The organism is Brevibacillus migulae (assembly GCF_004521915.1).
GTDB classification, from domain to species: Bacteria; Bacillota; Bacilli; order Brevibacillales; family Brevibacillaceae; genus Brevibacillus_F; species Brevibacillus_F migulae.
In genome coordinates, this window is sequence record NZ_SDKD01000013.1 from 1 (window position 1) to 22,599 (window position 22,599).

General features: G+C 51.3%; 24 protein-coding genes and 2 riboswitches. Of the genes, 9 read left to right on the top strand and 15 right to left on the bottom strand.

The window, feature by feature from the left end:
• Positions 1-151: 151 nt before the first annotated feature.
• The 5 genes from EIZ37_RS15480 to EIZ37_RS15500 form a co-directional block, all read right to left on the bottom strand.
• Positions 152-1,624, bottom strand: coding sequence for a GntP family permease (locus EIZ37_RS15480; protein WP_134685669.1), 1,473 nt, complete (start codon positions 1,622-1,624; stop codon positions 152-154).
• 3 nt (positions 1,625-1,627) lie between these two features.
• A complete protein-coding gene (locus EIZ37_RS15485) occupies positions 1,628-2,764 on the bottom strand; it encodes a glycerate kinase (protein WP_134685670.1) in 1,137 nt (378 codons plus the stop codon).
• 141 nt (positions 2,765-2,905) lie between these two features.
• Positions 2,906-4,075, bottom strand: coding sequence for a CdaR family transcriptional regulator (locus tag EIZ37_RS15490; protein ID WP_134685671.1), 1,170 nt, complete (start codon positions 4,073-4,075; stop codon positions 2,906-2,908).
• A 59-nt stretch (positions 4,076-4,134) separates the two neighbouring features.
• Positions 4,135-4,320 carry a hypothetical protein gene (locus tag EIZ37_RS15495; protein ID WP_134685672.1) on the bottom strand — a complete coding sequence of 62 codons (186 nt, stop codon included), beginning with the start codon at positions 4,318-4,320 and terminating at the stop codon, positions 4,135-4,137.
• A gap of 19 nt (positions 4,321-4,339) precedes the next feature.
• The gene (locus EIZ37_RS15500) at positions 4,340-4,564 is read right to left on the bottom strand and encodes a YneF family protein (RefSeq protein ID WP_134685673.1); all 225 of its coding nucleotides are present in this window, start codon (positions 4,562-4,564) and stop codon (positions 4,340-4,342) included.
• Positions 4,565-4,700: 136 nt separating this feature from the next.
• Between EIZ37_RS15500 and EIZ37_RS15505 the strand changes: the two genes are divergently transcribed.
• Together EIZ37_RS15505 and EIZ37_RS15510 are read left to right on the top strand one after the other, a co-directional pair.
• Positions 4,701-5,507, top strand: coding sequence for an N-acetylmuramoyl-L-alanine amidase family protein (locus EIZ37_RS15505; RefSeq protein ID WP_134685674.1), 807 nt, complete (start codon positions 4,701-4,703; stop codon positions 5,505-5,507).
• A gap of 36 nt (positions 5,508-5,543) precedes the next feature.
• Positions 5,544-5,891 carry a hypothetical protein gene (locus tag EIZ37_RS15510; RefSeq protein WP_205683842.1) on the top strand — a complete coding sequence of 116 codons (348 nt, stop codon included), beginning with the start codon at positions 5,544-5,546 and terminating at the stop codon, positions 5,889-5,891.
• Here EIZ37_RS15510 and EIZ37_RS15515 read toward each other — a convergent pair.
• The 7 genes from EIZ37_RS15515 to EIZ37_RS15545 form a co-directional block, all read right to left on the bottom strand.
• Positions 5,882-6,730 (bottom strand): metallophosphoesterase family protein, encoded by an 849-nt coding sequence (locus tag EIZ37_RS15515; protein WP_134685675.1) that lies wholly within the window; start codon positions 6,728-6,730, stop codon positions 5,882-5,884. The two genes, EIZ37_RS15510 and EIZ37_RS15515, sit on opposite strands and share 10 nt — an antisense overlap.
• Before the next feature lie 110 nt (positions 6,731-6,840).
• Positions 6,841-7,470: a response regulator gene (locus tag EIZ37_RS15520; RefSeq protein WP_134685790.1), complete on the bottom strand. Its 630-nt coding sequence runs from the start codon at positions 7,468-7,470 to the stop codon at positions 6,841-6,843.
• A 9-nt stretch (positions 7,471-7,479) separates the two neighbouring features.
• Positions 7,480-8,592, bottom strand: a complete 1,113-nt coding sequence (locus tag EIZ37_RS15525) for a sensor histidine kinase (protein WP_134685676.1) — start codon at positions 8,590-8,592, stop codon at positions 7,480-7,482.
• Between the two features lie 13 nt (positions 8,593-8,605).
• Positions 8,606-9,424 carry a cell wall-active antibiotics response protein LiaF gene (gene liaF / locus EIZ37_RS15530; protein ID WP_134685677.1) on the bottom strand — a complete coding sequence of 273 codons (819 nt, stop codon included), beginning with the start codon at positions 9,422-9,424 and terminating at the stop codon, positions 8,606-8,608.
• Between the two features lie 103 nt (positions 9,425-9,527).
• Complete coding sequence (locus tag EIZ37_RS15535) at positions 9,528-10,067, bottom strand: class I SAM-dependent methyltransferase (protein WP_328591364.1); 540 nt, start codon at positions 10,065-10,067, stop codon at positions 9,528-9,530.
• Between the two features lie 103 nt (positions 10,068-10,170).
• A complete protein-coding gene (locus tag EIZ37_RS15540) occupies positions 10,171-10,839 on the bottom strand; it encodes a PspA/IM30 family protein (protein WP_134685679.1) in 669 nt (222 codons plus the stop codon).
• 51 nt (positions 10,840-10,890) lie between these two features.
• The gene (locus EIZ37_RS15545; RefSeq protein ID WP_134685680.1) at positions 10,891-11,310 is read right to left on the bottom strand and encodes a LiaF transmembrane domain-containing protein; all 420 of its coding nucleotides are present in this window, start codon (positions 11,308-11,310) and stop codon (positions 10,891-10,893) included.
• A 249-nt stretch (positions 11,311-11,559) separates the two neighbouring features.
• Positions 11,560-11,718, top strand: a riboswitch (cyclic di-AMP (ydaO/yuaA leader).
• 5 nt (positions 11,719-11,723) lie between these two features.
• Between EIZ37_RS15545 and EIZ37_RS15550 the strand changes: the two genes are divergently transcribed.
• The 5 genes from EIZ37_RS15550 to ribH all read left to right on the top strand — a co-directional run bounded on the left by EIZ37_RS15550 (position 11,724) and on the right by ribH (position 16,237).
• Positions 11,724-12,272: a C40 family peptidase gene (locus EIZ37_RS15550; RefSeq protein WP_134685681.1), complete on the top strand. Its 549-nt coding sequence runs from the start codon at positions 11,724-11,726 to the stop codon at positions 12,270-12,272.
• 189 nt (positions 12,273-12,461) lie between these two features.
• Positions 12,462-12,604: riboswitch (FMN riboswitch) on the top strand.
• Positions 12,605-12,753: 149 nt separating this feature from the next.
• The gene (gene ribD / locus EIZ37_RS15555; RefSeq protein WP_134685682.1) at positions 12,754-13,848 is read left to right on the top strand and encodes a bifunctional diaminohydroxyphosphoribosylaminopyrimidine deaminase/5-amino-6-(5-phosphoribosylamino)uracil reductase RibD; all 1,095 of its coding nucleotides are present in this window, start codon (positions 12,754-12,756) and stop codon (positions 13,846-13,848) included.
• Positions 13,849-13,857: 9 nt separating this feature from the next.
• The gene (ribE, locus tag EIZ37_RS15560) at positions 13,858-14,514 is read left to right on the top strand and encodes a riboflavin synthase (RefSeq protein WP_134685683.1); all 657 of its coding nucleotides are present in this window, start codon (positions 13,858-13,860) and stop codon (positions 14,512-14,514) included.
• Positions 14,515-14,565: 51 nt separating this feature from the next.
• Positions 14,566-15,768, top strand: a complete 1,203-nt coding sequence (locus EIZ37_RS15565) for a bifunctional 3,4-dihydroxy-2-butanone-4-phosphate synthase/GTP cyclohydrolase II (protein WP_134685684.1) — start codon at positions 14,566-14,568, stop codon at positions 15,766-15,768.
• Between the two features lie 7 nt (positions 15,769-15,775).
• The gene (gene ribH / locus EIZ37_RS15570) at positions 15,776-16,237 is read left to right on the top strand and encodes a 6,7-dimethyl-8-ribityllumazine synthase (RefSeq protein ID WP_134685685.1); all 462 of its coding nucleotides are present in this window, start codon (positions 15,776-15,778) and stop codon (positions 16,235-16,237) included.
• A gap of 65 nt (positions 16,238-16,302) precedes the next feature.
• Here ribH and EIZ37_RS15575 read toward each other — a convergent pair whose 3' ends face one another.
• Positions 16,303-16,935, bottom strand: coding sequence for a LysE family translocator (locus tag EIZ37_RS15575; RefSeq protein ID WP_235828054.1), 633 nt, complete (start codon positions 16,933-16,935; stop codon positions 16,303-16,305).
• Between the two features lie 187 nt (positions 16,936-17,122).
• Here EIZ37_RS15575 and EIZ37_RS15580 point away from each other — a divergent pair, with 187 nt between their 5' ends.
• Both EIZ37_RS15580 and EIZ37_RS15585 read left to right on the top strand, forming a co-directional pair.
• Positions 17,123-17,842, top strand: a complete 720-nt coding sequence (locus EIZ37_RS15580) for a response regulator transcription factor (RefSeq protein WP_134685687.1) — start codon at positions 17,123-17,125, stop codon at positions 17,840-17,842.
• Positions 17,843-19,195 (top strand): sensor histidine kinase, encoded by a 1,353-nt coding sequence (locus EIZ37_RS15585; protein ID WP_134685688.1) that lies wholly within the window; start codon positions 17,843-17,845, stop codon positions 19,193-19,195.
• A gap of 52 nt (positions 19,196-19,247) precedes the next feature.
• On the opposite strand, the gene EIZ37_RS15590 is transcribed toward EIZ37_RS15585, so the two are convergent.
• Together EIZ37_RS15590 and EIZ37_RS15595 are read right to left on the bottom strand one after the other, a co-directional pair.
• Positions 19,248-19,793: a hypothetical protein gene (locus tag EIZ37_RS15590; protein ID WP_134685689.1), complete on the bottom strand. Its 546-nt coding sequence runs from the start codon at positions 19,791-19,793 to the stop codon at positions 19,248-19,250.
• Between the two features lie 170 nt (positions 19,794-19,963).
• Positions 19,964-22,555 (bottom strand): Ig-like domain-containing protein, encoded by a 2,592-nt coding sequence (locus EIZ37_RS15595; RefSeq protein ID WP_134685690.1) that lies wholly within the window; start codon positions 22,553-22,555, stop codon positions 19,964-19,966.
• Positions 22,556-22,599: the final 44 nt, after the last annotated feature.

Here is a 22,599-nt window from a genome sequence, read left to right on the forward strand (position 1 = left end):
CATCACCTACCGTTAAATGTAAATACAAGAATATTATAACATATTAACGCGGTGTCGTATTAAAATTTAGAGGAATAAAAATGGCTGTCGACTTTCTCGACAGCCTGAAGCACCGAGACCGGTGCTTTTTTGTTTCCCTTATGACAATTTCCTACAAGAAAATCAACCCGAGTATCGCCACTACTACAATGCCGACAATCCCTTGAACCAGCGTAGCCAGCGTCTGGGCCCGATACGCGGTCGTCAATGGCATGCCGGAGAATTGCGTGACCACCCAGAAATAAGAGTCGTTGACATGGCTCACAACCATGGCTCCCGCTCCAATCGCCATCACCGTCAGCATTTGCCCGATTGGAACAGTGCCCATCATCGCGTCCAATCCCAGAGAAGGCAAGAGCGGCATCATGATGGTCGAGGTAATGACCAGAGAAGCGGTGGAGCTGCCTTGTGCCGTCTTGAGCACAGCAGCGATCACGAAGGCCAGGAACAGCGCCCCTACGCCCACAAAGGCAACGTTGCCGTCGATCAATGTCTTAACATAGTCGGCAATCGGGGTTGCCTTGATCACGCCACCCAACGCTCCGCCTGCACCCGTAATCATGATGATGACGGCCGAATCTAGCAAGCCTTCCCCCATCCACTTTGTGAGGGTTTCTTCGTTGCGTTTTTTCAATAATCCAAAAATGGCGAACAGAAGACCTACAAACAATGCATTCACAGGCGCACCGAGGAACAGGAAAAGCTGACCTGCGAATCCGCTCATCAACGGAATGTTTTTCCCTTCGGCGTCCACACCTACCGGAAAATTCGCAAAGGATCCCAAGGCGAGAAGAATGATCGGTACAAGCAAGGGCGCAAATGCCGCGAATCCGGATGGCAGCTGTCCAAATCTCGCTTTGTATTCTTCAAATGTTTCCGTTGCCTCATCCAGTTCAGAAGGAAATTTATCTGCTACTTTTCGCGCCCAGATGTATCCCGCCAAAGCAACCGGAATGGATACAACCAAGCCGATCACAATCACCCAAAACAAGCCTTCTGGTCCGATTCCGACGTTGGTGGCTGCCGCGATTGGGCCCGGTGTCGGAGGAACGAGCGTATGAGTGGCATAAAGACCGGTTGACAGCGCCACCGCCAATGTGACTACATTTACGCCTGACTTCTTGGCCAACGATTTTTTCAGCGAGGAGAGAATCACATAGCCGGAGTCACAGAAAACCGGGATGGACACGATCCAGCCAATGATGGACATCGCCAGTGCCGGATGGCGGTCGCCGAGCAAGCGCAGGACAACCTCAGCCATTTTGACAGCAGCACCCGAGTTTTCCAAAATCTTACCGATCAAGGTACCGAAGATGATCACCAGACCGATGCTGGTAATAATGCCGCCGAAGCCGCTGGTAATCGTTTGGCCGATGTCTTTGATGATCGGCTTTTCTATGCCGTTCAGCTTCCCGATCAAATTCGTGCCAAGTGCAAAAAGATAAGTAGCAGAAACAATGGATAAGAACGGATGGAGCTTCCACTTGGCCGTTGAATACACGATGAACACAATACTGGCAAAAAGCAAAATCAGAATGACAGGTCCCAGTTGAATAACAGCTGGTGTATACGCATCTTGGCTCATTGGCTACCTCCTTGCCATGCAATAGATTCGCATGATCTGTTCTGCTGCCTGCTCAAGCAATGCTGCGGCATTTGTCATCGCCTCATCCAAGCGCATGGGTCGGTTGGCGATGCTGGTCACTGCAGTCACCCCTTGCTCGTAGAGTGCTTCAATCCCCTCTCCGATCGAGCCTGCGATGACAATCGTCGGAATCCCCGACTGCCTCGCCAAGCGGGCCACTCCACAAGGGGTTTTTCCTTGCGCCGTCTGAAAATCGACTTGTCCCTCGCCCGTGATGACGAGATCGGCTCCTTGCATGACCTCGGGAAGTCCTGTCGTCTCCATCACGATGTCAATCCCTGACTTCAGCGTACCTCCCAAAAAAGCCAGCAATGCCCCTGACACACCGCCTGCAGCACCGGTTCCTGGCACATCATGGATGGCAACGCCCGTGGTCGTTTGCGTGATATCGGCAAAGTGGCGCAAATGATCATCGAGCAGCTGAACGGTCTTCGCATCCGCCCCTTTTTGCGGGCCAAATACAAAGGATGCGCCATTGGGACCGACAAAAGGATTCTCCACATCACACGCAATCACAAAGGTGCTATCCGCTAACCTCGGATCCGCATGCTCTGACCGAATCCGGACAATCCTTCCGAGCTCTCCTCCCCCATAGCCGATGCTGCAGTCGGCCTCATCCAAAAGCGCAAACCCAAGCGCCTGGAGCATCCCCGCTCCGCCGTCATTGGTAGCGCTCCCGCCAAGTCCGAGAATGAAGTGTCTGCACCCGCGATCCAGACCGGCTTTGATGAGCTGTCCGAAGCCATAGGTGGTTGTACGCAGCGGATTTCTTTCAGCCTGCTCAATCAAATACAGGCCTGACGCCGCAGCCATCTCAATGACACAGGTGTTGCCATCGCCTAGAATGCCGAATGCGGCGGTGATGTCTTTTCCCAGCGGGTTTTTCACGGTTGTCTCCAAAAGCTGCCCACCGGTCGCATCAATCAGGCACTGCAGCGTTCCTTCCCCGCCATCGGCCATCGGCATGACGACCACTTCAGCGGTTGGGGCCGCCTTCTGTACGCCTTTTTTGATGGCAGCGCCGACTTCCTGCGCAGTCAGGCTCCCTTTAAATGAATCAGGTGCGATTACGATTTTCATGCTGCTCCTCCCTTTGCGAGGGTTTCCCAACCATCATCTTTCGTCTTCCTGCTTTGATGATATACAAAAATGACAGCGTTTACATTTTGCGAATTGCACGAAAATCAGCATGAGAAAACACCTGATTTTTGTATTATTTATCTAATCTCCCGCTTTTTCTTCATAATGCTGCAGCAGCAAAGCGAGCTGAATCCCGACTGCCTCATTGAATCTGCGCGGATTGAACCCGAGCAGCTCCTCGATTTTGGCCAAACGGTACAACAGCGTGTTCCTGTGAACATTTAGCTTTTGGGCGGTCACAGACAGGTTCATATCACACAGATACAACGCTCGCAGCGTATCGATCAGTTCCGGGCTGCCCTTCAGTTCCCCGAGATAATTCGCGATCAAGACCGTACGAGACGGTTCGCTCACATCTGCCAAGACGAGCTCCAGCGCAATGTCCTCATAATACCGGACATCGCCTTTTTCGGGAAAACGCATCAACGCATCCAGCACTTTCATGGCTCCCTGATAGGAATTGGCCAACTCATATGGATGCTGACTGCTCGTGCCCAGGGCAATTTTCACTTCCAGATTCATCGTTTCACGGAAGGATTTGCTGATTTTTTGAGCAGTTTCATCCAGATAACGTTTGATCTGGGCCTTCTGTTTGCACGTCGAAAGCTCCGTGACGACAATCAATCGATCCCGCTTCACAAAAGAGACTAGCACTTGTTCTGGATTGCGAAAAAATGCTGAAAGGCGCTTGATGGCATGGCGGTCTTGCGCAAAATCAGTCACCGTCTGTTCATGTCCCGACAGCTGCAAAATCATGATCGAACGCGGTAGCGACAGATCGATGCCCAGCAGTTTCCCCCGCGCCAAGACCGAATCAAGCGATGCCGGAAGCGTGCCCGTGATCATGTCCTGCACCAGATAGTTTTTCGCCCGTTCTTCCCACTCCAATTGCTCCATCAACGATGCCTGCTGTAGCATCATTTCCGTCATCATGGTAACGGCTCTGCCAAATGGAACAACCTCGTCGGGACTTCCTGATATCCCGATGACCCCGACGATTTCTTTCTTGAAACAGATCGGCATGTTCATTCCCGGTTTGCTGCCTGCCCACTGGATGTAGTTGTCGGTGGAGATCAAGATTTCGGAGCCTGATTGGATCACCTTATAGGCTCCTTCATGGAATGTGTTGATGCGTTTGGGATCGCTGGACGCAATGATCATCCCGTCACGATCCATGACATTGATGTTCAGCCGCGTAAGTTCTCTTGTTTTTTGCACGATCTTTTCCGCCAACGCTTGCGTGATTTGCATCCCAGGGTCCCCCTTATCCGAAAAATGTCCGGCCCTTGATCAGGAACCGGACATCTTGGTTATTCATCTTTTTGCCTACGCTGCTTAATCCGAATTATCAGATTATCCACGAGTATGCCAATGCCCGCCAGGTAAAAGGGAGCCGCCATGCGGATACCTTCGGAAATCGGCAATGCCTTCATGTATACGATGAGGACACCGATAATGAAGCCGAGCATGGTGTAACGCAAACGGGTTGAAGCCAAAGTGTTTCCCCCCCTCGCGTTATTTCCCGGATTTTTTGGGCAGTTTCGTGTTCTTCATGTTGCGGCTTACTTGCTTTAATTGCTTTTGATTCAAATTCATTCCCATGGAACGAGCCATTGCCTGTATTTGTTTGTCGTCCATTTGCATATTACTCAATTGTCTGCGCAGGTAGTATGCGCCGATAAAAAAGCCGCCCACCAATCCCGCCAACAACGTTAAGATCGGAATAATCCAGTTCCACATTCTCGCATCATCCTTCTATCAGTCTTTTCTACCGCTTCATTGTACCACACTCTTATAGGTTATTCGTAGGATTTTGCTTGTATCGCCCGTACGCACATAGCTATTTGCGCATAACATGTTGCAGGAGGTGATAGAGATGGCTCCAATCCTGATCATTGACCCGGGACACGGCGGTATTGATCCGGGTGGCGGCAATAACCAATTTTTTCAAGAAAAAGCGAAAACCCTGCAAATATCTCTCTACCAATACCGGAGATTCCAAGAATTGGGGATCTCTGTTGGAATCACCAGAAGAACAGACGTCACGCTGGACAGTGAAGCGCGGGCGACATTCGTTCGCAACAGCGGAGCGAGGTATTGCATTTCCAATCATATCAATTCTGGCGGCGGCCGAGGCTCGGAGATGATCTACTCCATTTACGCCACATCCGCACTGCCCAAAGCGCTTGCGGAGGAATTGGAAGCAGAAGGCATGCCCAACCGCAGAATATTTACACGCACGCTGCCGTCCAATCCTCAACGCGACTACTACTTCATGCATCGCGAGACTGGCAGCGTCGAGACCGTCATCGTCGAATACGGCTTTGCCGACAACTCCATCGATGCGCAAAAACTGAATACGGACTGGCAGGATCTTGCTGAGGCAGTCATACGGGGATTTTGCGAATTTGCCAATCTCCCATACCGAGCGCCAGCGAATGCCACCACTCCGAATCCTTCACCTACCCCTACTCCAACCACTCCTGCTCCTACTCCCAATCCAAGCACCCCAACTCCAGCTCCCGTTTCCGGCATCATGGAGTGGAAGCAGGAAGCGATTGACTGGCTGTACACGGAGGGCTTGCTGACCAATGAAGATTGGCGCGACAGAGTGGACGAACCGCTTCCATTGTGGGCAGAAGCCGTTATTTTACGGCGTATGTACGAGAAACTGCGCGGGTAGGAATTCCCGTCTATCCGGCATGGAGGAGGTGATCGTATGAGTCTGGAATTGGGTGCCATTATCGCCATCGCCATGGCCATTACCTCAACCGTCAGCGATTACCTGCGCATCCCGCAGAAGCTAAAAGGGTGGTTTTCACTGGGGCTGATCATCATCTTGCACGTTGCAAATGAACTCCTGTTCAACGCAGCAGGCTTTGACTGGCGACAGACCTTGTTTCAAGGACTAACCGCAGGCCTGGCATCCGTCGGGATCTATTCGACGAGCAAAAACTCCTGGGAGCAATGGCGGATCTTTCGCAATGGAAGCAGCAATGGAAGCAGCAACGGAAATGGCAATGCACCAACCGCCAGCACTCCCCCCGATAATATCCCCTATGTCTGACCCTGACTGCTCGCCTGATTGGCTCGCTGGTACCTGGTCAACGGCGTATCGTCTAATCCGGAGTAATTCCGGGCAGCCGGTACGCTGACCAATTCATCCTCAGGGAAACGATATGCGGTCAGCTTCCCGCCGAAAACGCAGCCTTGGTCGATATTAATGGCGCCGTTTTTGCGCTCCGGTTCAGGACGTGGATCATGCCCCCAAATGATCAGCGGGTGCGTCTTTGTTCGCTCCCCCGCCCAATCTTTGCGAATGGGTCTCCCGTCCGCCCCCATCCCCGACACATCGCCATACCGGCAATAGTTGCGCACAGCTGGGGTTTCTTTTCCAATATAGTCATCCCGGATCCCGGCATGGACGGCTACCAACTCCGTGCGGCCCGCCACCTTTACTAGCATATGGGAGGGAGCAGAAAACAAAAGAAGACGGCTTCGCTCCTTCAACTCCTCCGCTTTCTTTTTTCCATGCTCCGCTTCATACTCCCGAAATTCCTTTTCCACATTCTCGTCTCCATGGGCAAGCGTGACTTTGCGTCCATCCAGCCAACGGGCGATTTTCCAGCCGTGATTGCTGTCGACCATTTCTGCCAAGCCCGCTTCAATATGGCGAATGAAGAATTCCAGCATGCTGATCGAGTCAGGGCCGCGACTGGTGATATCACCGAGGGATAAGATCCGCCTGCCATCGGGATGTCGATACAAACCATCGTTGCTGCGGATATAGCCCAACTCGTCCAACAGCTGATAAAACTCATCGGCACACGCATGAATATCCCCGATGATATCCAGGCCATGGTCAGCCGTCATGGTATTGGTGCGGAGCGGCACTCTGTCATTCATCCTATCCCTCTTTTCCGAGTTTCTTTCGTTGTTGTCATTGTAACCGTTTTTCAACACTTCCATGAGAAAAAGCCTGTCCCATTCCTGGAACAAGGCTTTTGTCCACATGACTATTGCAAATGATGCGTATGTACGTAGATGGCCGCTTGCGTCCGGTCCTCCACATTCAGTTTGGCTAAAATATTGCTGACATGTGTTTTCACCGTTTTAATTCCAATAATCAGTTCATCCGCGATCTCCTGATTGGATTTTCCTTGGCCAATCAGCTTGAGCACTTCCAATTCGCGCGGTGTCAGCTGCTCATGCAGACTGGCTTGCTGCCCGTGGCGAAAGCGGGCCATGATTTTGCTGGCCACTCTGGATTCCAAGATCGGTTCGCCTGCCGCAGCGGAGCGTATCGCCCGTGCGATCTCGGAGGCACGCGATGTTTTCAGGAGATAACTGAATGCACCTGCTTCAATCACGGGATAGACTTTCTCATCATCGATAAAGCTGGTGAGGACAATCACCTTGGCGCTCGGACAGCTCTCCCGGATGCGGCGTGTCGCTTCAATGCCGCCAATCCCGTCCATCACCAGATCCATCAAAATAACATCAGGAGACAGTTGTGTCGCCAGCCTTACCCCTTCTTCACCGCTCGAGGCTTCTGCGACTACTTCGATATCGTCCTCGGTGGACAGGTACGCGGCCAGCCCCATCCGCACCATTTCATGATCGTCGACAAGCATGACTCGTATCATTTTTTCCACTCAACTCCCTTCTATATCTGTATGCAGCATCAGAGGAATACGCACTTCGATCTGCGTGCCTTTTCCTGCCGAGGAATAAATGTCCAAGGCTCCCCCCAATTCATTGACCCGTTCACGCATGGAGCTGAGTCCGTACGAAGTGAGTTTTTCATCCTCCAGCTCAAAGCCGATTCCATCATCGACAATCCGCAGCCGGACTTGTCCCTGAAGCGTGAAAAGTTTGACCGTGATTTCCTTGGCCTTCGCGTGACGCAATGTATTGGAAAGGGCTTCTTGCAAAATACGGAACAAATGATCCTCAATGCCTGTCGGAAGATCGAGAATGTCCTCCACTTCCCAGTTCATTTTCAGCGTCTGCTTCTGACTCAGCTCCTCCATGAGCCCCTGGATGGCTTCCTTCAAGGAACGATCCTGCAGGGTTGCTGGACGCAGATGAAGCAGCAGCGCCCTCATTTCCGATTGCGCCGCTGCTGACATCTCTTCCACCAGTTCAATTTGCTGGATAGCTCGCTGCGGGTTCTTTTCAATCATACGTTTGATCGCAGCTGTCGTCATCGAGATGGCAAACAGCTGCTGGCTGACCGCATCGTGCAGCTCCCTGGCCAACCGCTGTCGCTCCTCTGTCACAGCATTCTGCCGCAGCTGCTCGCCCAACTCCGCATTATGGTTGGAGAGCCGCTGCAAGGATGCGACCTGATCCTCCCATTTGGCAGCCAGCCGGTTAAAGGTCCAGCCAATCTCGCCAAGCTCATCGACGCCCAGATCAGGCACACGATACGAAAGAACACCGCGCTCCAGATTCATCGCTGCTTCCCAGAGGACATTCAGCCTTTTTTTCAACAGATTACCGGCGATGTATCCCGTGATCATCCCGATCAATGCAGCGATTGTCGCGGATAAGACGTAATTGAAGATCATCAGCTTCCAGTTCATCATGTCTTGCAGGGATATGCCGACATAGGAGGCTAAAAACCAGACAATGGTTTCACTCCGCTGCACAAAATGGACGAATATCCCCCATAAAAGGCTGATCAAGGTGACCACGCTTACTGATAAAATCAGGCCTTGCCTGACAAAATGCCATTGAATACTGCTCAGCCTCTGCCGTCCCACGTCTGTACACCTCCTAGATGTACTTCACTTCAATATCGCCGATGAGCAGGCTGATGTTGAGTGCTACTTTTTGCGAGGCGCTATCATACGAGTCCGAGCGCATGGAGACACAGCGATTCAGCCCTCCCTGATGATGGCCAAAAATGCCCAGATCGCCCACCATGACCTCGGCGCCAACCGAGACGGGCAGATCGACGGGTACGTAGATCGTAATGTCGCCTACCCAGCCTTTTATGGAAATCTGGGCTTCCTCCTCCTGGATGACAGCCCGGGATAGATCGATGACCACATTGCCAATCCCGTGCCATACGTGCATATTGGAGAGCTCAAATCGGCCGGATGTCAGATGGAAATCACCGATAAGCGCACTGCGGGTGTTTTTCGTCCCTCCCATTCGCGGAGCAGGGTCCATGCGCAGTTTCATTGTTTCATACGCAGCTTCTTCTGCTTTGGTTACGGATTCATCCAGGTGAGGGTCGGCAGGAGCGGAAACCGGCTGCCCCACAGGACGCTGCGTCTCTTTTCCTTTTCGCGAGCGAATCATCTGGAAGCCAAAATACAGTAACCCCATAGAGACAATCAAATAGAAAACATCATTAATCTGCACATCAAACCATAAATGTAAAAGAAATAACGTTCCGAGCCCAGTCAAAATGCCGCCGATGATCCGCGCTCCTTTTGACCATTCCCGAAGTCCAAAATACAGCAAGATCACTGGCCATAGTTGCCATATATCAAACTCGATCAGATTGATTCCATCAAGAAACAGTCCGACTCCGGCGATCATGATGACAATACCGACGAGCATTGTGTGCAAGCGAGATAATTTCACGTCTGTCTCCTCTCCTCGGAAAAACTTGACTGCGCCTGTAGCGGGCGGAGCCTTCGCATTCCTGTGCCACTGATCTGTTTGCCCTGTGACACTGTGCAAGATATTATTTATGACAAATATAAATAAAGGCCGGCGGAATATTCAGCGCGGTAAACCCGATGTCCACCTTGGAAAAGCGCTGCTGCAATTCCGCGTGAAGCTGTAAGGAATATTGGAATGTAATGAATAATCCTCCCGGTGCCAGTGCTTTATGCACCTCACGAAGAATACCGTCACGCAGCTCCTCCGGAAATACAGCGAACGGCAGACCGGAAATGATGGCATCCACTTGATCGATCTTGAGTTCCTCTAGATAATCGTTAAGGTTCAACGCCTCTTGTTTGACAATCACGGAAGGGAAACGCTGCTCCAACAGCTCGCGAAACTGCGCATCCCGTTCAATCGCAATAAATCGGGCATCTGACCGCTTGTTTCGGAGAATAGCCTTTGTAAACACACCGGTCCCCGGTCCAAGTTCCACGATCGTTTTGGCTGTCTGCCATGGAACCTGTTTCATGATTTCCTTGCATAAAAAACGTGAACTCGGAGCGATGCTCCCCACTCGTCCCGGCTCTGATAGAAAACGCTTCAAGAATACCAACATATCTGTCAACAAGGCTACCTCCTAGGTGAAAAGCAGCCTGTCAGTCACAGGCTGCTGTCTTTCCAAACAGTTACTAATTCAACATACCTTCATTGTTTCCTTGTTATTTTGCCACATTCTCTTTCTCGACCAAACCAGCCTTGATTCGCGCCAGCTCTGCCTCGATTTCATCTTGAACCGCTGTGCTTGCCGGTACATGAAGAGTGCGCCACTGTCCGCTCACTTCTGCTTCCGCTTCCATACGCAGCACTTTTTCTTCCATGCGGGCAAAACCGCGGCTGGCCGATTCGCTGCCAAAGCCGATGATCGCTTGGTTGACCTGTTTTTGTGCTTGGGCGACTTGCGCACGGGACATCAATGCATACTTTTTCGCTCTCATCTTATAGAACTCATCTTTCAATTCTGCCAGCTTCTCCCGCATTTGCGCCGCTGCTTCTGCCGCTTGTTTGTAGAGCGCCTCATATTCCTGTGCACGCGCCTCATAGCGCTTTTGCTCGATTAGAGCCCGGCGTGCCAGATCATCCTCGCCTTCGCTCAACGCCAGCTTCACTTGACGCTCCCGCTTCGCTGTAATGCTCAACGCTTCTTCCCACTGCTGACGGAAACGTTTTTCCATCGCGATCTGTCTGGCTACCGCCACTTCGACTTGTCCGATTTCCACTTCCATATCTCTCATATATTGTGTCAACATTACGATCGGATCTTCCATCGAATCAATCAAATCATTAATGGATGCTGCTGTTACATCACGCAAACGTTTAAAAATACCCATGTTTGGTTCCTCCTTTGATCTTGTCCATTTGATCTAGTTCCACTCGTTAACTTATCCATTTTGCTTTCGTGCCTGATGCTCTCGCTCCCAACGATCCAAAGCGTCTTCCTTCAAGACTGCTTCTGCCCACCGCCGTTCCATTACATCCGGAACACTATGTACCGGCTTCGACTGACGTCTGATCAGACGATAGCCAAAGTAGATGGCGATCATGGCAAGCAGACAACTAAAGAGGAGATCCAGCTTGCCGATTAGCATCAGCAGACCAAAGAGGAAGACAAACGCACCCCAGCCCTTTTTACCGGCAGAGCCGCCATGTATCAGCCGTTTTCCTCCATAGAGCATGATCGCTCCTGGAATCAGGAAGCTGATGAGATCTCCGGTGTGAATCCCGAAGAGATCCAAGATCAGCAGCGCTCCAACCATTAGAAGGATCAGGCCCAGGATCACTTTTCCAGACCGATCACTCATTGCGTTGTCCCTCCTTTCCTTGTGCTGCGTCCTTACACCCTTATTGTAGACCTCGCAAGAAACCGGGATAACGGGCGAGCGGTTGGTTTTTCTCTCGGTCTCCAGGCGGAGGGATAATCCTGCCTTAGGTGACCTCTTCAAAACGTTTCAAGAATATTCGGTTAATTTGTGACAATTTTGTGAACAAAATGTTGTCGAAAAGGAAATAGGTGGACAACAGAGAATGTATAACCTTGGCGTGTAAAAAAATATCGAATAAAGCCGAGTTCCGTAACTGGAAGCGGGGGAACCAAGTATAGTAAGGACGTTTTTCGACCTTACACGGGGTGAATGGCTGTTTCGACAGCCTAGGGCAATCCTTTCGACCGAACCCATCAGCTAACCTCGTAGGCGCAAGAAAGGGGCAGCAAAAGTTGCGCAAGTTCGTGTCGTCTTTGCTTGTTGCTGGGCTATTATTAACAGGTGCCAGCGCGGCGTTTGCCGATGAAAATCCTTTAATGGATACGGTAAAACCATTGTACGGTGCTCCTTATAAATCGGGAGGCACCAGTAAAAAAGGCTTTGACTGCTCCGGATTCACACGCTATGTTTTCGACCAGTTGGGTGTAGATCTGCCTCACACCTCTGCAGGTCAGTTCAATTTGGGAACATCGATCGCCAAGAAGGATCTTCAGCCTGGTGATTTAGTCTTCTTCCAGACGAACGGCCGCAGCGTTTCCCACGTGGGCATCTACATCGGCAACAACACCTTCGTACACTCCGAATCTGGCAGAGGCATTGTCAATACAAAGCTGTCTGATCCTTATTACTGGAGCAAGCGTTACGTCGGTGCCAAACGGATCTCTGTACCGGCTTTGAATCCCATGATTGTGGATGCAAACCAAAAGAAAAAACCAGCCGTGCAAGCAGCATCCGTTCCAGAAACAAAACCGGCAACACCGGAAACCACAACAAAAAAATAGGTTTCATCTAAGTACAAATGATTGAAGTCAGGAGAATTCTCCTGGCTTTTTTTGGCGCATTTTAGCACCTGGTGTCAGGATATTGTCCCAACCGATGACAACAGCTTACCCTCTGTAACCCGCTGCACTTCTCCCCCTTATTGCCCTGTTTTTCTCTTGTGATTCATGTTATACTCGTCCCAGTTGAATAGTGACCTTCAGGGCAGGGTGAAATTCCTGACCGGCGGTAATGACGTTTCGTCTGAGCCCGCGACTCGCTGCACCGTTTGCAGCGACTGACTTGGTGCATATTCCAAGGCCGACGGTTATAGTCCGGATGGGAGAAGGTAATGATAAGCTTTGCACTCATTTTTTTCGAAAAAATGATGTCGCAAGGCCTATTCCGTTATGCCCTGATGATGTTGGTCAGGGCATTTTCCTTTTCTATGGCTCATTATTCGCACGGAAATATTCCATCTTATCAAGAAAGGAGAATGCACTCATGCAAGACACCCACTACATGTCTATCGCCTTGCAAATGGCTCGGGGAACCAAGGGGCAAACGAGTCCGAATCCCCTTGTCGGGGCCGTTGTCGTCAAAGACGGAAATATCGTCGGGCTCGGAGCCCACTTGCGAGCGGGCGAACCGCATGCGGAGGTACACGCGCTGCGGATGGCTGGCGAAAAGGCGCAGGGAGCGACCATCTATGTGACACTGGAGCCATGCAGCCATCACGGCAGAACCCCACCTTGCGCCGAAGCCATCATCCATGCGGGCATTCGCCGAGTCGTGATTGCTGTCACCGACCCGAACCCGCTCGTCTCTGGTCGAGGCGTGGCGATCTTGCGCGAAGCCGGCATCGATGTGACCGTCGGTGTCTTGGAGACGGAAGCAAAACGGTTAAACGAAGTCTTTTTTCACTACATTTCGACCGGTCTCCCTTTTGTCACCGTGAAGACCGCAAGCACACTGGATGGCAAGGTAGCCACCAGCACCGGTCACAGCCGTTGGATCACGGGAGAAAAGGCACGCGAGGAAGTCCATCTGCTTCGCACGCAGCATGACGCCATTTTAGTGGGAGTCAACACCGTGATCGCCGACGATCCTGCCCTAACCGCACGTTTCGACGTGCCGACCAGGCAGCCTGTACGAATTGTGCTCGACAGCACCTGTCGCATCCCGCTCACCGCACAGCTGCTGCGGGATCAAAAGGCACCCACCTGGATTATCACGACGCAAGCCTCTTCTGCTGAAAAGCGCGCTCAGCTGGCAGAATTGGGGGCCAAAGTCATCATCGTGGATGACAGGCACAATCAGGTGGATATACAGACCATGCTCGGCTATTTGGGGAAGGAAGGCATTACCTCTCTGCTTGTGGAAGGCGGCGCTGCGGTGAATGGAGCTTTTCTCACGGCAAAGGCGATCCAAAAGGTAATCAGCTATATTTCGCTGAAAATGGTCGGCGGACAGGATGCCCCCACTTCTTTTGGCGGGGTGGGCGTAGAACGCATGGAGCAGGCCATCATAGTAAAAGAGACGGAAATAGAACGGCTCAGCGATACCGACATTCGCATTACAGGGTATCCGGACTGGTAAGGAGGCATTATGTTTACTGGAATCGTGGAAGAAATCGGCACGCTCGCTGAGATAAAAGGAGGGCAGCAAGCCAGCCAATTGACCATCCGGGCCAAGAAGGTGCTGGAGGATGTGCAGCTTGGGGACAGCATCTCGGTAAACGGCGTATGTTTGACGGTCACCTCTTTTACCTCTCGCCAGTTTACCGTCGATGTCATGCCGGAAACATTAAAGAAGACGAACCTGAGCGATTTGCAGCACGGCCATCCGGTCAATCTGGAGAGAGCCATGGCAATGGGTGGACGCTTCGGCGGGCATATCGTCTCCGGCCACGTGGACGGAACCGGAACCGTGATCTCCCGCGAGGCTTATGCCAACGCGGTTCTGTTTCGGATTAAGGCTGGCCCTGATTTATTGAGATATATGATGCCCCGCGGCTCCATTACGGTGGATGGTGTCAGCCTGACGATCGTCGATGTGTGGGAGCAAGGCTTTTCCATCTCGCTCATACCGCATACGCTGGCCCATACGAGTATCCGGGAGCGAAAAGCGGGAGATCGCGTCAATCTGGAATGCGACATCATCGGGAAATATGTAGAGCGTTTATTGCATTTCCCAAATCATGCACAACCTGACCAGTCGCCAAAGCTCGACATGGATTACTTGAAACTGCATGGGTTTGCCTGATCGAACCCAAGACGAGACTCGTGAACAGCAACCATTCCGGGAGGTGGAGTTATGTTCCACAGCATAGAAGAAGCGTTGAAAGACCTGCAGCAAGGCAAGCCCATCATCGTAGTAGATGATGAAGACCGCGAGAATGAAGGGGATTTCCTTTGCTTGGCAGAAGCCGCCACACCTGAAGTCATCAACTTTATGGTCACGCATGGAAGGGGCCTCGTGTGCGTTCCTGTTACTGAAGAGCGGGCTGCACAGCTCCGACTGCGCCCCATGACCGAGCTGAATACGGACAGTCACGGAACGGCCTTCACCGTCTCCATTGACGAAGCATCTACCCATACAGGCATCTCAGCTTTTGAACGCTCTCATACGATCCTCAGCATGATCGATCCAAGCAAGCAGGCCGAGCATTTTCGCCGTCCCGGCCATATCTTTCCGTTGGTCGCGAAAAAAGGCGGGGTGCTTCGCCGGGCAGGCCACACGGAAGCAGCGGTTGACCTGGCCAGGTTGGCTGGCGCTTACCCCGCTGGCGTCATTTGCGAGATCTTAAATGAAGACGGCACCATGGCACGCCTGCCGCAGCTGGAGGAGATTGCCAAGCAGTTCGACTTGAAGCTCATCTCGATCGCTTCCCTGATCGAGTATCGCATGCGCACAGAGTCATTGGTCCATCGCGAAATTGAAGTCAGTCTCCCCAGCGAGTACGGGGATTTCCGCATCGTGGCTTATACCAATCGAGTGGATGACAAGGAGCACGTCGCTCTGGTAAAAGGCGAGATTTCTCCCGATAAGCCAACCCTCGTTCGCGTCCACTCGGAATGTCTGACCGGTGATGTATTCGGATCGTATCGCTGCGATTGCGGACCGCAATTGCACGCAGCCCTGCGCCAAATCGAAGCGAACGGCAATGGTGTGCTCTTGTATATGCGTCAGGAAGGCAGAGGCATCGGACTGCTGAATAAGCTGCGCGCTTACAAGCTGCAAGAGGAAGGCTTTGACACCGTGGAAGCCAATCAAAAGCTGGGCTTTCCTGCGGATCTGCGGGATTACGGGCTCGGAGCGCAAATGCTGCGGGATCTAGGCGTAAACAAGATGCGCCTGATGACCAACAACCCGCGCAAAATGAAAGCGCTGGACGGATACGGTCTGGAGCTGGTCGAACGTGTGCCGATCGAATTTCCAACGCAAGAGCATAATGAACGTTACTTAAAAACCAAGCATGAAAAACTCGGGCATCTGCTTACATTGATCAAGGAGTGAACCACACATGAAAACATACGAAGGACATTTAGTCGGAACCGGCCTCAAGATTGGCATCGTCGCAGGACGTTTTAATGAATTTATCGTAGGCAAACTGGTAAGCGGCGCATTAGACGCCTTGAAACGCCATGGGGTTAACGATGATGATGTGGAGCTCGCTTGGGTACCGGGCGCTTTTGAGATCCCGTTGGTAGCGAAAAAGATGGCGGACTCCGGAAAATATGACGCCGTGATCACTCTCGGCGCGGTTATCCGCGGATCCACTCCGCATTTTGATTATGTGTGCAATGAATGCGCAAAGGGAGTGGCAAACGTCGCGCTTACTTCCGGAATTCCGGTTATATTCGGCGTACTGACAACCGACAGCATCGAGCAAGCGATTGAGAGGGCTGGAACAAAGGCAGGAAACAAAGGATGGGAAGCGGCGACCGCAGCCATCGAAATGGGTAATTTGACTAAACAATGGTAAGGCGAAACGAAAACAGGTGCTGGCCCACTCAGGTCGGCACCTGTTTTTTGGATACAGCAGCGCTTTTAGAAGATCAGCGTCTGGTAGCCGCTGTAGAATACCTTGCAAGCGAAAAACAAAAACAACACTGCAGAGGCAACAGAAAAGCCTTTGATCAGGCTCGGCCCCATCACCTTGCCGCCAAGCGCAGCGACAAACGCGATGGCTAAGGACCATACGATCGAAGCAGCGAAAAACCCGCTCATAAACAGCAGCAAAGACAACTGTGAACCATCCTGGCTCGATGCGATCACACTCCCACCGATGGTAGCGAACCAGAGAATGGCGGAAGGAGATGCGAGTGCAAGCCCGACTCCCCAGGAAAAGTCTTTTAGCGGCGAACGGACCTTCACCTCATGATGCAAGTCGATTTCCTTGGGCTTTTTGATTTCACGGATCATTTGCCAGCTCATCCAGAGCAATACCGCCGATCCTCCCAGCCACAGCACCCATTTGACGACCACAAACTGCAGCAGCAACGTAATGCCCGCAATGGACAGTGCCGCGTAGATCATGTCCCCCAGACCCGATCCTAATCCGATCAAAAAAGCTGGCATAAACCCTCTCTGCACACCGGTACGCAGCAATGAAACGTTAACCATCCCCAAATCCAAACAAAGCGACAATGAGAGAAAAAAGCCTGATAGGAACAGCAGCACGTATATCCCTCCAACCATTTTATGTCATCTACATGTTATATAATCTGACATCTATTGGCAATCTTTTTTCCGCATTTTCCGCCCAATTGAAGGGAAAAAAATCCAACCTTTCACAGCGCGAATGATGGCGAAACGTGTTATGATAGATCGTAATATAGATATATTGTCTCATTTGGGGGAGTTCTCTTTGAAAGAGCATGTATTCATCGTGGATGATAACCAGGAAATCATTGATTTGCTTCAGGATATATTAGAAAACGAAGGCTTTATGGTGTCGTCAGCAGACAATGGCGAAGCTGCCCTCGCCAAGCTGCAGCAAGGCCTCAATCCCAACATCATTTTGCTGGATATCATGATGCCCAACATGAGCGGCTATGAGCTCTGTTCGCAAATCAGACGGGAATGGGATCTGCCCATCCTGTTTGTCAGCGCAAAAGGAAAGTCTGTCGATAAAGTGGTCGGGTTGGAGATCGGAGCGGACGATTATATTACGAAGCCTTTCGATACCGAAGAGCTGCTTGCCCGCATCCGGGCCCATCTGCGCCGCTATGAGCGCATTCGCAAGCACACACACGACGAGGTTCCCGTAGAGACGACCAATTCCTCCATCACCGTCCTCAAGTTCAAGGGATTGGAGATTCACAAGGAGACCTACTCTGTCTATGTCAACGATGAAAAAATTGATTTGTCGACCAAAGAGTTTCAGCTGCTGACCTTTTTGGCCGAAAATGCCGGGATTGTTTTCACCCGCGAGCAAATTTACGACCGTGTCTGGGGCTACGGCTACGGATCGCTGAACACCGTGACGGTACACATCAAAAACCTGCGCGAGAAGCTGGAGTTGGAACGTACGTTTATCAAGACGCAATGGGGGACCGGATACGTCTTCATTGGAGAAAAGGTGTAAATGAAGATTGCCCAAAAACTGTTCCTCTTCTTTCTCGCGATCATCGCCCTTAATCTGTTGGCCTACAAATTCGTATTTGAGGAAATTATCGTCGAACAGCTGAAAAATGACCGTCACGAACAGTTCAAGGAAGAACGGGAAGCAGCCAATCGTGTCCGTATCAATCAGCTCATTCGCACGAGTACTTTCAAAGACCCGACAGAGCTGCGGGAGCTTACTGAAAAAATCCCGGAAGACCTCATGTACAAGATGATTGTGGAGGATGCTCAGGGCAGACAAATTTTCACCAAGTTTTCAAAAGCTTACAAAGAAGCGGGAACCAAGGTTGTCGCCGAGTATTATTACCAGCATGAGCTTCCTGAGCGAGGCGCGACCATCATCCGTTTTTATACGGACGACTCTGAAATTCTGGCCACCAAAGGCGTTACCATGATTGTCATCTATATTTATGGCAGTGTGATCGTCGTCGGACTGGTATTTATGGTCTTCCTTGTCCGCTGGATTCTAAAGCCGGTCAACGAGCTTGCCTTGGCCACTCAGGAAATCAAGAGCGGCAAACGCAACGTCACCTTTACGTATAAGAGAAAAGATGAATTTTCGCTGCTCTTCCGCTCCTTTATCGCCATGGTCGATCAACTGCGATATTCTGACGAGCGGCAGCAAGAGCTGATCTCTGCGATTGCTCACGACTTCCGCACGCCGCTGACGACGATTAAAGGCTATGCTTCCTACATCGCCAGCGGCCGTGTAACCGATCTGGACCGCATCCAGAAGCAAATGAAAAAAATTGAGCAGAAAGCCGAAGACATGGATCGTTTGCTGGAGGAGCTGCAGGATTATTCTCACCTCAGCACCAATCAGGCTTTGCATATCGGACGAGTCCATATCAAAACCTTCCTGCAGAACATTACGGAGGAATACAGCGAAAAGGCAAAAGAGGCCGGCTTGCAATTTCAAACGAAGATTCGTGTCTCCAACGAGCTGTATATCGAGGCAGATGAGAAAAAACTGCGCAGGGTCATGCAAAATCTGCTCAATAATGCGATTTACTACAACAAAGTTGACGGCTCGATCCTCGTCACCTGTGATCAACGCGAACAGCACGTGCTCTTTTCTGTCATCGACAAGGGCGAAGGCATCTCCCAAGAGGATTTGGCGAAAATCTTCACCAAATTTTATCGGGCGGAAAAATCGCGCAACCGGAACAACGGTGGTACGGGACTGGGCCTCACGATCTGCAAAAGCATCGTCGAACAGCACGGCGGCCAAATCACCGCCACCAGCGAGCTCGGCGAGGGCAGCTGCTTTTCCTTTACCATTCCGTTCTATCCGAAAGAAGCTGCTTCTGCGTGAGAAAAACACATACAGCCATGCCAAGGAGCAATCCAACGGCATGGCTTTCTTTTTATGTACGGTTCAGCTCTTCCAGTACACGCAACGATTCGATGGAATGCTCGACCAAGCCGCGCATATCCTCGATGTTGCCCTCATCTATTTTGCGATGAAAATCTAACGTCACTTTATTCTCAAAGCGCTCCGGCGGCCATGTCAGGCGATGTTCATCCAGCCTCGTGCCTATGTACTGGGTGATATGAGGACGGTGCCCCCAGATGTTGTTTAGCGCCGCGGTGATCTTTTCGGCATCGGTCATGATGTCATGAATAGCCAGTTGAAAGTGGATGCAGACCGTACAGCCAATCCGTTCGACAAGAGACTGCTCCAATTGCTCACTGGCGATGTCGGAAAGCGTGGTACGCAACTGCATCTGCGCTATTACCGCCTTTTCTTTTGCTCCCGCCAATGTGAACTCAATTTGAAACAGCCGTTGGAAGGTGGCCATATCCATCATGTCCGCACGATTGGTAATCGAGATCGCCCCTTCAAAATCGCAATCGTAGACAGCACCTTCCAACACCACTTTGATATTGTCAAAGACGGTCGGATGAAACATCCTACTCCCTCCTTCCACCTATTTATCTTATCTATAGAATGCCCACAAATGGAACAGCTTGCAAGCATGACTGTGGGTGCTTGGTTATCGTTTGTGCATACATAGTGGTGGGGAAAGGGAAAAACGGGATGCCCTCCTTCAAGGGGCATCCCGTTTCCCGGTATACCGATCTATTTCACAGTAACTAGAATGGTTGTCCGCTTTCCGGCATACGTGACACTTATCGTCGCACGCCCTTTTCCGGTAGCTTTGATCACGCCATCCTTCACATCGGCTATGTAAATGCTGGAGGAAGTCCAGAGCGCAGGCTTGGTCACTTCTTCTTCATAGCCGTCCATATATGTCGCATATGCCTTTACGCTTTTCGAACCACCGACAGTCAGATCGACCTTCACGACCTCCGTTTTTAAATACTTCAGTGTATCGACCTCGACCGGAATGGCAATCGTTTTCCCGCCATACGTGGCCGTTACTCTCGATTTCCCAGAGCCCGTAGCTGTCAGCACTCCGTCCTCTACATCCACGATCTTGTAGTTGGCGGTTTTCCACGTTGCCTGCTTGGTGACATCAATCGTATTTCCATCTGACAGTGTCGCCGTAAGCTTCAGATTCGCTTTCTGGCCCGTACGGAATGAAACAAAGCGTTTGTCCGCCTCGATTGCCGAGATGACTCCGATTTCAACGGAGATGGATACGCTCTTCCCGCCGTATTTGGCCGTTACCGTCACTTTGCCATTGCCGATCGGAGTTACCAGCCCATTCGTCACACTGGCGAGACGCACGTTGCTTACACTCCATTCCGCTTCCGAGGTAACATCCTTCGTACCTCCCGCAGCGGTGGTAGCCGTCAGCGAGATTTGTTTGCTCTCACCTGGACTCAACACCAAAAACAGCGGGCTTGCTGTAAGGGTGGAGGCTTGATCCACGTACACTTCAATTTTTACTGTTTTTGATTCAAACGAAGCGGTCACAGTTGCTGTTCCCGAGGCGACCGCAGTGATCTTTCCATCCTCTACGGTGACTACCTGCAGATTAGAGCTTGTCCAAGCCGCTTCTTTTGATACATCCTTCTCGGTTCCATCTTCGTATTTCGCGTTCAATTTAATGGTTTCGGTAAGGCCTTTCGATGTCACCACTTGGGTTTTATCCGCAGTCAGACTTTTCAATACGCCGACAGATACCTTGATCGTTGTTGTTCTTGAACCGTACTTTGCGGTAATCGTTGTGGCACCTGTACCAATACCGGTAACGAACCCTTTGCGGACTTCTGCCACCGCTTCCGATGCAGACGACCATTCTGCCTGATCCGTTATGACTTCTTCCGTGCCATCACGGAACACGGCTTTCAGGGTAATTTGTTTGGATTCCCCGGTCTGCATGGACAAGGAAGAATAGCTGGCGACAATTTTGTTTGGGATATCCACTTCAACCTCGATGGTGGCGCTTTTCCCCGCGTAGTTGGCGGTAATGGTTGTTTCCCCAGCTTTTACAGCTGTTACCTCCCCATTCGTCACCATGGCGATGGACTCGTTGGCACTGCTCCACTCCGCCTTTGTTGTGATCTCGCTGGTTGAATTGTCCGCATAGACGGCCTTCAGCGTCAGGTTCTTGGAATCCCCTGTTTTCATCGAGAGATAATCCTGTGTAAACTCGATTCGTTTGGGTACTTCCACATCGACTTGCAGCTTCACCGATTTATTCCCGTAAGTAGCTGTGATCGTCGCGTTCCCGATCGCATTGGCGCTCAGTTTGCCTTGATAGACACTGACAACGTCCGAATCGCTGGAGGTCCATGTCGCCTGCTTGGATACATCCGTCGCCGAATCGTCCGTATAGGTTGCGGTCAATGTTACCTGTTTCGTCTCGCCTTTTTTCATAAACACGCTTTCATGATCAAACGTGAGCTTTAACGTGTTGTCGACTTCGACTTTGACGGTAGCCGTTTTCGTTCCATAGCTGGCTGTGATCGTAGCGGATCCCGGCCCATAGCCGATAATTTTCCCATTGATCGCATCCGCTACGGTAGGGGCATCGGTCGTCCACTCCGCCTTTGCCGCCACATCCTCCGTCTTGCCATCCGGATAGGTGGCGATCAAAGTGATGGTTTCCGAGCCGCCTGTTAACAAGGAAACCGTGGATTTTCCCGGATCCAGACGCTTGACGATCTCGACTGACACCGGAATGGACGTCGTTTGCGTTCCATATTTCGCCGTTACGGTGGCGGTACCTGACGCGTATCCCGTAATCAAGCCGTTGGTTACGGTTGCTACTGCGCTATTGTCCGAACTCCAGCTTGCTTTTTTGGTCACGTCCTCAGAAGTGCCATCCTCATAAACCGCTGTGATTCCCACCTGATGCGACTCCTTCAGCCGCAAATTCAGTTCCTGTGTATCCTTGGTCAATGCTTTTACCTTCTTGCTTACATTGACGTTTACAATCACACTCTGTCCCATATAGGTAGCGGTTACGACGGCAGTCCCCTCCGCCTTAGCCGTTACTAGACCCGCATAGACCGTGGCCACACTAGCCGTACCCGAGTTCCACTCCGTCTTCACGGTCACTATCTCGGTATTGCCGCTCTTATATACGGCGGTGGCCGTTAATTGCTGGGTGTCTCCGACTTCCATGGTCAATTCATTTTTATTGAGTACCAATCTGGAAATTTCCTCCGCAGCATATACCTCGGTATACCCTGTTCCTATCGCCCCCCACAATAAAGCGAAGCAAAGGAACAGGATCGATATGGCTTTCCTGCTCTTCATTGTGACAACTCCCTTTTTTTACACATTTACCATCATTTTCGGCT

Coding starts and splice junctions, on each gene's coding strand:
- EIZ37_RS15480 (WP_134685669.1), bottom strand. CDS start 1,624: ATGAGCCAAGATGCGTATACACCAGCTGTTATTCAACTGGGACCTGTC.
- EIZ37_RS15485 (WP_134685670.1), bottom strand. CDS start 2,764: ATGAAAATCGTAATCGCACCTGATTCATTTAAAGGGAGCCTGACTGCG.
- EIZ37_RS15490 (WP_134685671.1), bottom strand. CDS start 4,075: ATGCAAATCACGCAAGCGTTGGCGGAAAAGATCGTGCAAAAAACAAGA.
- EIZ37_RS15500 (WP_134685673.1), bottom strand. CDS start 4,564: ATGTGGAACTGGATTATTCCGATCTTAACGTTGTTGGCGGGATTGGTG.
- EIZ37_RS15505 (WP_134685674.1), top strand. CDS start 4,701: ATGGCTCCAATCCTGATCATTGACCCGGGACACGGCGGTATTGATCCG.
- EIZ37_RS15510 (WP_205683842.1), top strand. CDS start 5,544: ATGAGTCTGGAATTGGGTGCCATTATCGCCATCGCCATGGCCATTACC.
- EIZ37_RS15515 (WP_134685675.1), bottom strand. CDS start 6,730: ATGAATGACAGAGTGCCGCTCCGCACCAATACCATGACGGCTGACCAT.
- EIZ37_RS15520 (WP_134685790.1), bottom strand. CDS start 7,470: ATGATACGAGTCATGCTTGTCGACGATCATGAAATGGTGCGGATGGGG.
- EIZ37_RS15535 (WP_328591364.1), bottom strand. CDS start 10,067: ATGTTGGTATTCTTGAAGCGTTTTCTATCAGAGCCGGGACGAGTGGGG.
- EIZ37_RS15540 (WP_134685679.1), bottom strand. CDS start 10,839: ATGGGTATTTTTAAACGTTTGCGTGATGTAACAGCAGCATCCATTAAT.
- EIZ37_RS15545 (WP_134685680.1), bottom strand. CDS start 11,310: ATGAGTGATCGGTCTGGAAAAGTGATCCTGGGCCTGATCCTTCTAATG.
- ribD (WP_134685682.1), top strand. CDS start 12,754: ATGCAAGACACCCACTACATGTCTATCGCCTTGCAAATGGCTCGGGGA.
- ribE (WP_134685683.1), top strand. CDS start 13,858: ATGTTTACTGGAATCGTGGAAGAAATCGGCACGCTCGCTGAGATAAAA.
- EIZ37_RS15565 (WP_134685684.1), top strand. CDS start 14,566: ATGTTCCACAGCATAGAAGAAGCGTTGAAAGACCTGCAGCAAGGCAAG.
- ribH (WP_134685685.1), top strand. CDS start 15,776: ATGAAAACATACGAAGGACATTTAGTCGGAACCGGCCTCAAGATTGGC.
- EIZ37_RS15585 (WP_134685688.1), top strand. CDS start 17,843: ATGAAGATTGCCCAAAAACTGTTCCTCTTCTTTCTCGCGATCATCGCC.
- EIZ37_RS15590 (WP_134685689.1), bottom strand. CDS start 19,793: ATGTTTCATCCGACCGTCTTTGACAATATCAAAGTGGTGTTGGAAGGT.
- EIZ37_RS15595 (WP_134685690.1), bottom strand. CDS start 22,555: ATGAAGAGCAGGAAAGCCATATCGATCCTGTTCCTTTGCTTCGCTTTA.